The sequence below is a fragment of the Paenirhizobium selenitireducens ATCC BAA-1503 genome (genome assembly GCF_000518785.1).
Classification (GTDB): domain Bacteria; phylum Pseudomonadota; class Alphaproteobacteria; order Rhizobiales; family Rhizobiaceae; genus Allorhizobium; species Allorhizobium selenitireducens.
The window spans coordinates 167,406-180,023 of record NZ_KI912495.1 but is presented as its reverse complement, the minus strand read 5'-3'; the positions used below and the strand labels follow the sequence as shown (position 1 = coordinate 180,023).

General features: G+C 64.0%; 11 protein-coding genes. 5 read left to right on the top strand and 6 right to left on the bottom strand.

Features of this window, described 5'->3' with window-relative positions:
• Positions 1-44: 44 nt before the first annotated feature.
• The 5 genes from truA to L867_RS0121845 all read right to left on the bottom strand — a co-directional run bounded on the left by truA (position 45) and on the right by L867_RS0121845 (position 5,629).
• Positions 45-806 (bottom strand): tRNA pseudouridine(38-40) synthase TruA, encoded by a 762-nt coding sequence (truA, locus tag L867_RS0121865; protein WP_028738810.1) that lies wholly within the window; start codon positions 804-806, stop codon positions 45-47.
• The gene (fmt, locus tag L867_RS0121860; RefSeq protein WP_028738809.1) at positions 806-1,741 is read right to left on the bottom strand and encodes a methionyl-tRNA formyltransferase; all 936 of its coding nucleotides are present in this window, start codon (positions 1,739-1,741) and stop codon (positions 806-808) included. The genes truA and fmt overlap by 1 nt, the downstream gene beginning before the upstream one ends.
• A 63-nt stretch (positions 1,742-1,804) precedes the next feature.
• On the bottom strand, positions 1,805-2,320 hold the full coding sequence (gene def, locus L867_RS0121855) for a peptide deformylase (protein ID WP_028738808.1): 516 nt from the start codon (positions 2,318-2,320) through the stop codon (positions 1,805-1,807).
• A 90-nt stretch (positions 2,321-2,410) separates the two neighbouring features.
• Complete coding sequence (locus L867_RS26115; protein ID WP_104368065.1) at positions 2,411-3,925, bottom strand: globin-coupled sensor protein; 1,515 nt, start codon at positions 3,923-3,925, stop codon at positions 2,411-2,413.
• A 171-nt stretch (positions 3,926-4,096) separates the two neighbouring features.
• On the bottom strand, positions 4,097-5,629 hold the full coding sequence (locus tag L867_RS0121845) for a globin-coupled sensor protein (RefSeq protein WP_028738807.1): 1,533 nt from the start codon (positions 5,627-5,629) through the stop codon (positions 4,097-4,099).
• A gap of 323 nt (positions 5,630-5,952) precedes the next feature.
• Here L867_RS0121845 and L867_RS0121840 point away from each other — a divergent pair, with 323 nt between their 5' ends.
• The 3 genes from L867_RS0121840 (at position 5,953) to L867_RS0121830 (ending at position 10,690) form a co-directional block, all read left to right on the top strand.
• Complete coding sequence (locus L867_RS0121840; protein WP_051439154.1) at positions 5,953-7,170, top strand: DNA recombination protein RmuC; 1,218 nt, start codon at positions 5,953-5,955, stop codon at positions 7,168-7,170.
• 42 nt (positions 7,171-7,212) lie between these two features.
• Positions 7,213-8,112, top strand: coding sequence for a ribokinase (locus L867_RS0121835; RefSeq protein ID WP_028738805.1), 900 nt, complete (start codon positions 7,213-7,215; stop codon positions 8,110-8,112).
• A 223-nt stretch (positions 8,113-8,335) separates the two neighbouring features.
• Positions 8,336-10,690, top strand: a complete 2,355-nt coding sequence (locus L867_RS0121830) for a methyl-accepting chemotaxis protein (RefSeq protein WP_028738804.1) — start codon at positions 8,336-8,338, stop codon at positions 10,688-10,690.
• Between the two features lie 89 nt (positions 10,691-10,779).
• Here L867_RS0121830 and L867_RS0121825 read toward each other — a convergent pair whose 3' ends face one another.
• Positions 10,780-11,724 carry a nucleoside hydrolase gene (locus tag L867_RS0121825; RefSeq protein ID WP_028738803.1) on the bottom strand — a complete coding sequence of 315 codons (945 nt, stop codon included), beginning with the start codon at positions 11,722-11,724 and terminating at the stop codon, positions 10,780-10,782.
• A gap of 155 nt (positions 11,725-11,879) precedes the next feature.
• Here L867_RS0121825 and L867_RS0121820 point away from each other — a divergent pair, with 155 nt between their 5' ends.
• Positions 11,880-12,305 carry an Hsp20 family protein gene (locus L867_RS0121820; protein WP_028738802.1) on the top strand — a complete coding sequence of 142 codons (426 nt, stop codon included), beginning with the start codon at positions 11,880-11,882 and terminating at the stop codon, positions 12,303-12,305.
• A 49-nt stretch (positions 12,306-12,354) separates the two neighbouring features.
• On the top strand, positions 12,355-12,612 hold the full coding sequence (locus L867_RS0121815; RefSeq protein ID WP_028738801.1) for a BQ00720 family protein: 258 nt from the start codon (positions 12,355-12,357) through the stop codon (positions 12,610-12,612).
• Positions 12,613-12,618: the final 6 nt, after the last annotated feature.

The following is a 12,618-nucleotide window of genomic DNA, read 5'->3' as shown; positions in this document are numbered from 1 at the left end:
TATGTCATTTCCGAGCGCCTGACAAGCGTCCGGCGTGACGCCGCTCAGGCGGGTTCGTCGCCCGGATAGTCCACCTTGAGGAAGAACAGTCCTTCCGGCGGCGCCACGGGACCGCAGGCGGCGCGGTCGCGCGCCTCGAGTGCGGCCTGCACGTCGTCAGGCGTCATCCTGCCTTCACCGGCGCGCTTGAGCGTTCCTGCGAAGGAGCGGATCTGGTTGTGCAGGAAGCTTTGCGCTGTGGCGCGGATTTCGATCAGATCGCCCTGCCGCGTCACGTCCAGCCGATCGAGCGTCCGCATCGGGCTATTGGCCTGACAGCGGATGGAGCGAAACGTGGTGAAGTCATGGTGGCCGATGAGCCTCTGGGCGGCCGCGTGCATCGCTTCCTGGTCGAGCGGCTTCGACACCCACCAGGCGCGCTCGGCCTCGAGCGCGAGGCGAGCGGGGCGTGTGATGATGCGATAGAGATAATGCCGGCGGATGGCGGAGAAGCGCGCGTCAAAACTGTCATCAACCGCGCGGACATCCAGCACGGCGACCCGTTCGCCCGCCGATGCCAGATAGGCGTTCAGCGCGTTGCGCAGCGTGTAGGGGATCCAGGCGCGCGTCAGGTCGACATGGACCACCTGCCCCTTGGCATGCACGCCGGAATCGGTTCGACCGGCACCGCGGATCGACACGGTTTCGCCGGTTAGCGAGAGGACTGCATTTTCGAGCGCAGTCTGCACCGAATGGCCGTTGTCCTGGCGCTGCCAGCCGACATAGGGGGAACCGTCATATTCGACGGTCATGCGAAAACGCGGCATCAGTTTAGAACCGTTCCGGGCGAAACGGGCGTTCCGCGCAGGAAATCAGCCGCATCGAGCGGTTTGCCTCCGGCCTTCTGCAGACGGGTCAGCCGCACCGCGCCGTGTCCGCAGGCGACGGTCAGCGATTGATCAAGGACCGCGCCGGGGCGGCCTTCGCCCTCGGCCAGGGTCGAGCCGAGAACCTTGATCCGCTCGGGCTTGCCGTTCACTTCCAGCTCGAACCACGCGCCGGGAAAGGGCGACAGGCCGCGAATGTGATTGTGCACCTGCGCGGCGTCACGGGAAAAATCGATGCGCGTCTCGGCCTTGTCGATCTTGGCGGCATAGAGCACGCCCTGTTCGGGCTGCGGCACGGTCTCCAGCGTGCCGGCCTCGAGCGCCGCCATGGCCTCGGCCATGCCTTCGGCGCCGATGACGCTCAAGCGGTCATGCAGTTCGCCCGCGGTCATGTCCGGCCCGATCGCAATCGTGCGGGTGAGCGCCACCGGGCCGGTGTCGAGCCCCTTGTCCATCTTCATCACCATCATGCCGGTCTCTGCGTCGCCGGCCATGATGGCGCGCTGGATCGGGGCCGCTCCCCGCCAGCGCGGCAGGAGCGAAGCATGCCCGTTATAGGCGCCAAGCCGTGTGCCGGTGAGGATCGCCTCCGGCAGCAGCAGGCCATAGGCGACGACGACGGCCACGTCGGCGTTGAAGGCACGGAAGCGGTCACGCTCCTCCGCCTCGCGAAAATTCAGCGGATGCAGGACCGGCAGACCGAGCCGCTCGGCGGCGAGATGGACGGGAGACTTTTGCAGATCGAGCCCGCGCCGCCCGCCCGGACGCGGCGGCTGGGTATAGACCGCGACGATCTGGTGGCCGGCCGCCGCCAAAGCCTCAAGCGTGGCGACGGAAAATTCTGGGGTGCCCATGAAGATGATGCGAAGTGCCATGATGGTTTCCACCCCTTCCGCGATCGACGCCCGTCTCCGCCGGCGAGGATCGCCGGCCGATGATCAGAGCGCCTTCGACTTTGCCGCCTTGGTGAACTTCTTGATCACCATCTCGCGCTTCAGCCGGGAGATATGGTCGATGAACAGAACGCCGTTGAGATGGTCGATCTCATGCTGCAGGCAGGTCGCCAGCAGGCCGTCGGCCTCGGTCATCTGTTCCTTGCCGTCGCGGTCGATCGACTTGACCGTCACCATCGCCGGGCGCTCGACCTCGGCATAGTAGTCGGGGATCGACAGGCAGCCTTCTTCATAGACGGAACGCTCATCCGACGACTTGATGATCTCGGGATTGATGAAGACCAGCGGCTGCTTGTCCTCGCCTTCCTTGGAGACGTCGATCACCAGCAGGCGGCGCGACACGCCGACCTGGATGGCGGCAAGGCCGATGCCCGGCGCCTCGTACATGGTTTCAAGCATGTCGTCGGCCAGCTTCTGGAGCTCGGCATCGACACGTTCGATGGACGTGGAAACCTGGCGCAGCAGGGGATCCGGGAGGATGATGAGGGGCTTGATCGTCATGCGGCTCCCATAACGCATCTTTTGCGGCGATGGAATCGAAAAACGCGGACATTGCCCGCGTTTCCGACAAGACTTTGGCCGCGTTGCGGATCAGGCTGCCTGTCGGCGCTGGTCCTGGCGGCGCTCGGAGACATGGTCGCCATCGGCGCCCGAGCGCGTGCTCAGTTGCGCGAGCAGCTGTACCAGACCGACGACTTCGCTGCGCAGGCGCTGGGTCTCGGCCGAGGTCTGCTCCACCATGGTCGAATTCTGGTGCGTCAGCTTGTCCATGCTCTGGGTCGCCTGGTTGACCTCCTTGAGGCCGGTCGCCTGGTCCTTGGCGGCGGTGGCGATCTCGGACACGATGGAATGGATCGTGTCGATGCGGCTGATCATGTCGGTGAGCGCCGTACCGGTGTTGGAGACCAGGCCGACGCCCTCGTTGACCTGATTGCTGCTCTGCGAGATCAGGCGCTTGATTTCCTTGGCGGCATCGGCGCTGCGCTGGGCGAGCTGGCGCACTTCCTGGGCGACAACGGCAAAGCCCTTGCCGGCATCACCGGCACGCGCCGCCTCGACGCCGGCATTGAGCGCCAGCAGGTTGGTCTGAAAGGCGATCTCGTCGATAACGCCGATGATCTTGGAAATTTCCGTCGAGGACTTCTCGATCTCCGCCATGGCGGAAATCGCCTGGGCGACAACGTCGCCGGAGCTGCGTGCCTGCTGCTGGGTATCGTGTACCGCCATGGAGGCGCGTTCCGCATTGGTCGCCGTCTGGCCGACGCTCACCGACAGCTGCTGCAGGGCGGACGAACTCTCCTGCACGCCAGCGGCCTGCTTGGCCGTGCTGACGGCGATGTCGTCGGAGGCCTTGGCGATGGTTTCGGTGCCGTCGAGAATTTCTTCCGACGCGCGACGGATGGAGGCGAAGGATTCGCTGAGCCTGACGATCGTCTCGTTGTAGTCGGTCGCCATCTGCTTGAAATTGTCCGGCAGGTCGGTGGTCATCCGGTTTTCGAAGTCGCCGCGGGCGAGCGCTTCGAGACCACGGCGCAAATGCTCCATGGCGAGCTGCTGATCGGATTCGAACTGCTTGCGGTCTTCCTCGAGTTGCTTGCGCCGGTCCTCAAGCGAATCGAGGTAGACCGAGATCGAGTAATCCATGTCGAGCATCGATGCCTTGATGAGCGCGCCGAGCTTGTCGGCCAGCGCCTCCGCATGGTGCTTGCCGAAGGGGAATGGCCAGTGCTTGACGAGCACGCCGGCGACCAGTTCGGTCATCAGCATGGAATAGCCACCAATGTACCAGCGCGGCTCGAGGCCGATACGGGCGTGGGCCTTACCGATCGCGGTCACGCCCTTGACGTAATCCGGATCGAAGGTGCCCTTGGAAACCTTGTCCCAATGGTTCATCTGGGCATTCTTTGCCCCTGCCATATGCTCCTTGCCGCTGAAGAAGCGGGCGATCTGCGGGGTGGCGCCGACCTTGGCATAGAATTTGTCGAGCACGCCGCCGAGCAGTTCACCGAGTGTCGGCCGCAGCGAGTTCAGTGTCTTGGACGTCTTCTGGTCAATCTCGAGGAATGCCAGACGTTCCTTCAAACTCTTGTCTGCTTCTACACTCATAATATCGCCATGCCTTCCGAGGGAGCTGGGGTAGCCCCCCTTAAATTTTAGGAATATGTCACAACAATTCGTGAAATTCCTAAATGGAGCATGAACGCGGGGTGCGAGAAATCACGATGGCAGAAGCCGCCTGCCCCTGTCGGACAGGCGGCCTCGCCCGTAGCGATGCCGTCAACCGGCGCGGCGATAGCTCGACATGCTGTCCTGGGAGCGACGTGCGTGGGACGTCGCGTTTGCGGCACTGCCGTCGCGCGTCTTGAACCCGCGCAGCGCGGCAACCAGACGTTCGACCTCGTCTCTCAGCGTCAAGGTCTGCGCGGACGTCTCCTCGACCATGGCGGCGTTCTGCTGGGTGATCGTGTCCATGCTGGCGACCGCCGCGTTTACTTCCCGCAGGCCGCCGGACTGGTCCGACGCGGCGCTGGCGATACCGGCGACGATGCCGTTGATCTCGCCGATCCGGACGATGATCTTGTCGAGCGCTTCGCCGGCATTGTTGACCAGCCCGACACCAGTCTCGACCTGTCCGGAACTCTGGGAGATCAGGCCCTTGATCTCGCGGGCGGCACTGGCACACCGTTGCGCCAGTTCGCGAACCTCCTGGGCCACGACCGCGAAGCCACGGCCGGCCTCGCCCGCACGGGCCGCCTCGACCCCGGCATTGAGGGCCAGCAAGTTGGTCTGGAAGGCAATTTCGTCGATGACGCCGATGATCTTGGAGATTTCGTCGGAGGACTTCTCGATCGCGCCCATTGCGCTCACCGCGCGCGTCACCACTTCGCCCGAGGCCCGCGCCTCATTGAGAGCGATGCCGACGACACTCGCCGCCTTCTGCGCGCCATCGGCCGCCAAGGTGACATTCTGGGTCAATTCGTGCAGCGCGGCGGTGCTTTCCTCCAGGCCAGCGGCCTGCTGTTCCGTGCGCTGAGCCAGATGATTGGACGCATCGGAAATGGCGGTCGTCGAGCGCAGGATCTCCTCGGCGGCGCTTCGCACCGTGCCGATCGTGTCACGGAGCTTCTCGACGGAGGCATTGTAGTCCTGGGCCATGCCGACGAAGTTTTCCGGTTGCTCGGGAGAGAGCTTCGCTTCAAGGTCGCCGCCGGACAGCCTGCTCAGCACCTCGCTCAAGGCCCTGAGCGCCAGAACCTGTTCCTGCTCGGCCTTGGCGCGCGCATCTTCGGCCGCCTTTCGCTCGGCGGCCAGAATATCGAGATAGACGGTGATGGCGTAGTCCATGTCGAGCAGTGCGGCCTTGACCAGCACGCCGATCTCTTCACCAAGGACCTTGCCCTCCTTGCGCGCAAACCGCGACGGCCAGCGCTCGCGTACCACGGCGTGAATGAGTTGCTCGACCAACAGGGCATAGCCGCCAATATACCAGCGGGGCTCCAGGCCGATGCGGGCATGCGCCTTGCCGACCGCCGTCACGCCCTCGACATAGCGCTCGTCAAACTGCGCCGTCGTTACGATACCCCAGTGGCCTTCCTGCCGCTTCTTGGCCCCCTGGAGGTGGTCCTCGTTGCGAAAGAAGGCAGCGGTCTCGGGGGTGCTCCGGACCTTCTTGTAGAAAACGTCGAGCGAGGCGCCGATATTCTTGCTGATGCTCGGCGCCAGTGCCCGCAGTTGCTGCCTGGCCTTTTCGTCGAGCCCAAGGAACTCGAGGCGGGCATCAAGACTGCTTTTCTCTTTGTGTGTGGTCATGGACGCCCCCGTGTGTTGAGTTCAGCTTTGACATGCACTTCTGCAATGCGTTATTTGGTTCCCCATAAACTACCTAGAATGGTAAATATTTAATTTAACTAATGTTCAATTTATCGCAATGCGAGAAATAGACGACATCTGCACGCCGTCGACGCGGTCGCCCAGGCGAGAAAAGACCGTCGCCGCACATCCCGCCCGATTGGGGGAAGAAATGACAATTCGCGCGAAGAGCCAAAAGGCCTGACGCTCCGGCATGCGGCCGGCCAACAAATGTTCCTGATTTGATCTGTCGCGGCCGGACGAATCTGCTAGTCTCCGCCGCCATGAACAGCACCGACCTTACCGCGCTCGCCATCGACACCTTTGGCCTTTCTCCGGCTGCCCTCGCCGGCATCGTCGGTGCCGCGCTGCTGGTTGTCCTTCTCGTGCTTCTTGTGTCCAATCGCCGGTCCAGCCGCATTCGCGCCGAGCTCGCGCTGGAAGCCGCAAGACGCGAGGCGGTGGCGGACGCCCGGCTTTCGGAACTGCTGAAGGCCCAGGCGGAGATGCATGGACGGCTCGCCGCGATGTCCGACGTGTTCGGCAAGCGTCAGTCGGAGCTCAACCAGACGATCAGCCAGCGGCTGGACGGCATGACCCATCGCATCGGGGCGACGATCACCGAGCAGACGAAATCGACGCATGAGAACCTGCGCCACCTGCAGGAACGGCTGGCCGTCATCGATGCTGCACAGAACAACATCCAGTCGCTGGCCAAGGACGTGGTCGGGCTGCAGGCCATCCTGTCGAACAAGCAGACCCGCGGCGCCTTCGGCCAGTCGCGCATGGAGACGATCGTCGCCGACGGCCTGCCGATGGGCGCCTATGCCTTCCAGTCGACCCTGTCGAACGGCATGCGGCCGGACTGCACGATCCGCATGCCGAACGGCTCGCCGCCGCTGGTGATCGACGCGAAATTTCCGCTCGAGGCGTGGAACGCCATCCGCGACGCCCAGACCCCGGAGGAGAAGAAGGCGGCCGGCCAGAATTTCCGCCGTGATATCGAGGTGCATATCCGCGACATCGCAGCGAAATACCTGATCGCCGGCGAAACCCAGGACATGGCTTTCCTCTTCGTGCCGTCGGAATCGATCTTTGCCGAGATCCACGAACATTTCGAAGCCATCGTCCAGAAGGCCCATCGCCTGCGCGTCGTGATCGTCTCGCCCTCCCTGCTGATGCTGTCGATCCAGGTGATCCAGGCCGTGCTCAAGGATCAGCGCATGCGCGAACAGGCGCACCTGATCCAGGGCGAGGTTCTCCATCTGATGGAAGACCTGCTTCGTCTCGACGAACGCACGAGAAAACTGCAGGGTCATTTCCTGGCGGCCCAGAAAGATGTGGACATGATTCTGACCTCGGCCGACAAACTGACGAAACGGGGCGCGAAGATCGAGGCGCTCGAGTTCCAGACGGGCGCAGCGACATTGCCGGAGGATAGTCAGAGATCGGTGGAAAGCCGGACTGGCCTCTTGAAGCTCCGGATCGTCGACGAAGAATAGGATCGGGTCCTCGAAACACCGAGACCAAGGACGGAAACACGCATGATTACTGTATTCGGCTCCATCAACATGGACCTCATCGCCACCACACCGCGACTGCCGAAGCCGGGCGAAACGGTAGCCGGCACCGGCTTTTCGACCGCCGCCGGTGGCAAGGGCGCCAATCAGGCGCTGGCCGCCCGCCGCGCCGGGTCGACCGTGCGCATGGTGGGTGCCGTGGGGCGCGACGAGTTCGCCGACCCGGCGCTGGCTCTGCTGGACGAAGCCGGCAACGACCTGTCCACGGTCCGGCGTGTCGACGGCCCGACCGGCATCGCGGTCATCCTGGTCGGCGGCGGCGGCGAAAACATGATCACCGTGGTGCCTGGCGCCAACGGTGCGGTGGGCGAGCAGGAGGCCAAGGCAGCCGTCGCCGCCATGCAGCCGGGCGATTTCCTCATGCTCCAGCTGGAGGTCCCGGCAGCCTCGGTCGAGCGTGCGCTGGCAGACGCCAAGGCACGCGGCGTGACGACCGTTCTCAACATTGCTCCGCTGACGGCCGAGGCCGCACGCCTCGGGCGCATGGCCGACATCGTCATCGCCAACGAGACGGAATTCGAACGCCTGGCCAGCCGCGACGGACTCAACGCGGCCGAACGCGAGCAGACGCTGATGCGCCTGCACAAGGAGACCGGTCAGACACTCATCGTCACGCTCGGCGCCGACGGCGTGATCGCCGCGCGGGATTCGACGCTTTACCGGACCCTGGGCCTGGCCATCGAACCGGTCGACACGGTCGGTGCCGGCGACACTTTCTGCGGTTATCTCGCGGCCGCCCTGGATCAGGGCATCGCTTTCGAGCAGGCTCTCCGCCGCGCCGCCGTTGCGGGCTCTCTCGCCTGCCTGAAGGCTGGCGCCCAGCCGTCGATTCCGACCGTGGACGAGGTCGAACGGCGCGTTTAGGATAACTTTGTTTCGCTGTGCGACAGTCGCCGTTTGGCGTTACTGGAGGCAGGCAAGAAAATGCAGAGTGACTTCAAATCTCGTTAAGCTTTCGGGTCTCATATTAGCTTCGATTGGCGTACACCCCCCCTTTGAGAGAAGTGGGGGTGTGCTAGCGCACCATGATGGTGTGGACCGCCCGGTTGCGTCCCTGAGCCCTTCCCCCGTGCGTTTCGAGGTTTCCATGCTGAAGTTCATATCCCGCTCCATCGCGGCGAAGCTGCTCGTCGTGACCGGCGTGGCGATCGCCTTCGTCCTCATGCTCTCCAATCTCTTCCTGATCTACGAGACGCGCGACCGCGTCCAGACGCTGACCATGCAGCAGGCGACAGCGGAGGCGGAAGCCATCGCCCAGGAAATCGCCGGCGACATCGGCGAGCTGGCCAGCGCCGCCCGAACCATGTCGGGTGTATTGGGCCGCGGCCACGAAGGTCAGTCTTTCGACCGCAAGGGCGCGATGAACCTGCTCAAGGCAAATCTCGAACAGAACCCGTTCGCCTTCGGCAGCTGGTTTGCCGAAGCTGAGAAAGCCTTCGACGGGCGCAAGGACGACGTGGTCGGCAATGCCGAACTCGGCGCCAACGCCAACGGCGTCTTCACACCCTACTGGTCGAAGGACCGCAACGGCGCGATCCAGTTCTCGACCTTCAACAACGACTACACCGCCGAATGGTATGCGCTGGCCGCAAAGAGCGGCAAGGGTGCGATCACGGCGCCCTATCTCGCGGAAGGGACGGATGTCCCGACGACGATGAGCTCGATCGCCTATCCGGTCATTTCCGGCGGCAAGATGATCGGGGTCACGGGGGTCGATATCTCGCTTGCCTCGCTTTCGGAAAAGCTCAAGGCCCTTCGTCCGTTCGAAACCGGCCGCGTGATGCTCGTGGCGCAGAACAGCCAGTGGCTCGTCGCCCCCTCCGACGACCTGCTGATGAAGCCCTATGAGGTGGCGGGCGCCGATGCGCTGAAGACCGCACTGTCGTCCGGCAAGAGCAGCCTCGTGAAGGATCTCGAGGAAAATGGTGCCGACGCATTCGACCGCCTGCTCTTTCCCTTCGAGGTTCCGGGCGTGAATGCGACCTGGTCCGTCATCGTCGACATTCCCCATAGCGCCACCGGTGCCGCAGTCGAAGCGCAGACGCTGATCATGATCGTCGCCGGCCTGATCGTTCTCGGCGCCGTGATGGCCAGCCTGTTCCTGGCGGTCCGCGCCTTTGCCCAGAAGCCCTTGCAGGCCCTGCTGGAGGATGTCGGTCGGCTCGGCCAGGGCAATTACGAAACTGCAGTCAAGGGCCAGGAGCGCAGCGACGAACTCGGCCTCGTGGCCAAGGCGCTCGAGGGCTTCCGCCACCGTCTGGCTGACAGCCGCAAACTCGAAAGCGAAGCCGAGCAGCAGCGCGGTGCGGCCGATGCCGAACGCCGTCGCTCGGAACAGGAACGCAGTGATTCTCTCGGCGTCCAGCAGCAGGTCGTCAGCGTTCTCGGCACCGGCCTGTCGCAACTGTCGCAGGGCAATCTCGGCTATCGCATCGAAGACGAGTTCCCCGGCGAATACGCCGCCCTCAAGCGCGACTTCAACGATGCGCTGGCAAGCCTGGAATCGACGATCACTGCGGTCAATTCGAGCGTCGTCAACATCGGCGCCGGCAGCGGCGAGATCGCCGAAAGCGCTGCGGATCTGTCCAAGCGCACCGAACAGCAGGCCGCAAGCCTCGAAGAGACGGCAGCAGCCCTCAACGAACTGACCGAGCAGGTCAATGCCAGCGCCGTCAACGCCAATACGGCCGCGGCAACGGTCAACCTCGCCTGCGAGGATGCCGAACGCTCGGGCGAAGTCGTGCAGAAGGCCGTCACCTCGATGCACGGCATTGCCCAGTCGTCGCAGGAAATCTCGCGCATCATCGGCGTGATCGACGAGATCGCCTTCCAGACCAACCTTCTGGCGCTCAATGCCGGTGTCGAAGCCGCCCGCGCCGGTGAGGCCGGCAAGGGTTTTGCCGTCGTCGCCCAGGAAGTGCGTGAACTCGCGCAGCGCTCCGCCAGCGCGGCGAAGGAGATCAAGACGCTGATCACCACCTCGGGTGCGCAGGTCAAGGACGGCGTCGAACTGGTCGGCCAGGCCGGTCACACGCTGCACAAGATCGCCGGCCAGGTCATGCAGATCAACGACCTGATCCGCCAGATCTCCGCTTCGGCCAGCGAGCAGGCCTCGGGCCTGAAGGAGATCAACTCGGCCGTCAACCAGATGGACCAGGTGACCCAGCAGAACGCGGCAATGGTGGAGGAGACAACCGCCGCCAGCATGACGCTGAGGAGCGAATCCGAGAACCTGAGAGACCTCGTCTCGCGCTTCACGGTCACGGGTGCGAATACCTACCGGTCGTCGCCGCAGGCTCTCTCCTCGTCGCTGACATCGGTTGCCCGGACCATGCGGACAGCCGCCCCGAGCGCTCCTGCGGCCGCATCCCGCCCGGCGCCGAAGCGTGCCGCCGGCGGCGGGTCCTCGGCCGCTGTAGCAGAGGACTGGCAGGAATTCTGAGCGGATCCACGGGCTACACCCGGGCGCCAGACAGATGGAAAACAAAAGGCCGCCGGAGCGATCCGGCGGCCTTCTGCGTTTCAGGGCATTCAGAGCCGCCCGAAGCGCTCGATCAGCAAGTTGAAGAAGCCGTCCGCATCGACATTGCGCATCACCTGCGCATTTGCAGCCCGTCCGGACACCCGCCACCAGTCGACGACCGTCATGCCGACCGTCAGTTCGGATTGCGTCTCGATCTCGACATTGCAATGGCGGCCGGAGAAGAGTTCCGGCTTGAGCAGATAGGCGATGACCGTCGGATCGTGCAGCGGGCCGCCGTCGGAGCCGTACTTTTCCTCATCGAAGCGCTCGAAGAATTCCAGCCATTCGACCATGGCCTTTGCGGGGCGGGTGCCGAGCGCCGAAAGTCGCGCGACGCGGGCCTTTGTGGTCATCAACTGGTGGGTCACGTCGAGCGGCATCATGACCAGCGGAATGCCGGAGCCGAAAACGATCGAGGCGGCCTGCGGGTCGACGTAGATATTGAACTCCGCAGCCGGCGTGATGTTGCCGCCCTCGAAGAACCCGCCGCCCATCAGCACCAGTTCGCGAATGCGCGGCGCGATGTCCGGCGCCTTCTTCAGGGCAAGCGCGACATTGGTGAGCGGTCCGAGCGTGCACAGCGTCACACTGCCTTCCGGCTCGCGACGCAGGGTCTCGATGATGAAATCGACAGCGTGCTGTGGCATCACCGCCATGGTCGGCTCTTCGAGTACGGCGCCGTCGAGGCCCGTCTTGCCGTGGACATGCTCGGCGGTGACCAGCGGACGCTCTATCGGCCGGTCGGCACCTTCGTAGACCGGGATATCGGTCCGGCCGCACAGCTCGCAGACGATGCGGGCATTACGGCTGGTCCACCGCAGCGGAACGTTGCCGGCGACCGTCGTGATGCCGAGGATTTCGAGTTCCGCCGGGCTTGCAAAGGCGAGCATGAGCGCGGCGGCATCATCCTGGCCAGGGTCGGTGTCGATAATGATCTTTCTGCGTTCCGTCATGCGTCCGATCTCGAATTTGAGGGCCCGCCAGTTGAGCCCGCCGGCAACGCTTGTCAAGATCCGAAGCGCTTGCGGAGCCGCCTCGCCCAACCCATATTCAGGGTCATGACGATTTCGGTCCCGGCCGGAAACGGCATCCTGGACGAGGACCATCGATGAGAAGCACCAAGACATCGGCGCGCCCGCTGCTGATCGGATTCGGAATGGGCGATCCGGTTTCGGGGCGCGTCAACCGACCGAGCGACGGCTATCCGCCGTTCAACATCGAGAGATTGCGCAGCGACGAGACGGTGGCCGAGCGCTTGCGAATCACCCTGGCCGTCGCCGGCTTCGGCGAAGACGAACTGGAGGTCCTCGTCGAGGCCGAACAGCTCGTCATCCGCGGGCGCCAGGCCGAGCGCGACGAGCCGAACTATCTCTTTCGCGGCATCGCGGCCCGCCAGTTCCAGCGGGTTTTCCTGCTTGAGAGCGGCATGGACGTGCTCAGCGCGACGCTGCGCCACGGCCTTCTGTCGATCGATCTCGTGCGCCCGCAATCGGCCGAGGTGGTGCGAAAAATTAACATTTCCGCTGCACAGTAGGGTTAACGGCATGATCGTGCCGTGGCTCCCTCAGTGGCGGAGGATCGGAATGTTGATGAGAGAAGTAAACGGCCGCCTGACCCAATCCGAACTGGCGCATCTCGGCGCCGGCGAAGTCGGCTACATCCGCAAGATGCGCTCGGAAGAAGTGTCCCGCTGCTTTCCCGAAGCACCGGATATCGACCCCAGTCTCGACCTATGGGCCCTGTTCGGCGCGGACGGCACGCCGATCCTGCTGACCGACAACCGCTCCAGCACCTTCTACAAGGCTGCCGAGGACGACCTCAAGACGGTCAGCCTCCACTAACCGTTT

Excerpts from the sequence above, each read along its gene's own strand:
- truA (WP_028738810.1), bottom strand. The coding sequence starts at position 806 with ATGCCGCGTTTTCGCATGACCGTCGAATATGACGGTTCCCCCTATGTC.
- fmt (WP_028738809.1), bottom strand. The coding sequence starts at position 1,741 with ATGGCACTTCGCATCATCTTCATGGGCACCCCAGAATTTTCCGTCGCC.
- def (WP_028738808.1), bottom strand. The coding sequence starts at position 2,320 with ATGACGATCAAGCCCCTCATCATCCTCCCGGATCCCCTGCTGCGCCAG.
- L867_RS26115 (WP_104368065.1), bottom strand. The coding sequence starts at position 3,925 with ATGAGTGTAGAAGCAGACAAGAGTTTGAAGGAACGTCTGGCATTCCTC.
- L867_RS0121845 (WP_028738807.1), bottom strand. The coding sequence starts at position 5,629 with ATGACCACACACAAAGAGAAAAGCAGTCTTGATGCCCGCCTCGAGTTC.
- L867_RS0121840 (WP_051439154.1), top strand. The coding sequence starts at position 5,953 with ATGAACAGCACCGACCTTACCGCGCTCGCCATCGACACCTTTGGCCTT.
- L867_RS0121835 (WP_028738805.1), top strand. The coding sequence starts at position 7,213 with ATGATTACTGTATTCGGCTCCATCAACATGGACCTCATCGCCACCACA.
- L867_RS0121830 (WP_028738804.1), top strand. The coding sequence starts at position 8,336 with ATGCTGAAGTTCATATCCCGCTCCATCGCGGCGAAGCTGCTCGTCGTG.
- L867_RS0121825 (WP_028738803.1), bottom strand. The coding sequence starts at position 11,724 with ATGACGGAACGCAGAAAGATCATTATCGACACCGACCCTGGCCAGGAT.
- L867_RS0121820 (WP_028738802.1), top strand. The coding sequence starts at position 11,880 with ATGAGAAGCACCAAGACATCGGCGCGCCCGCTGCTGATCGGATTCGGA.
- L867_RS0121815 (WP_028738801.1), top strand. The coding sequence starts at position 12,355 with ATGTTGATGAGAGAAGTAAACGGCCGCCTGACCCAATCCGAACTGGCG.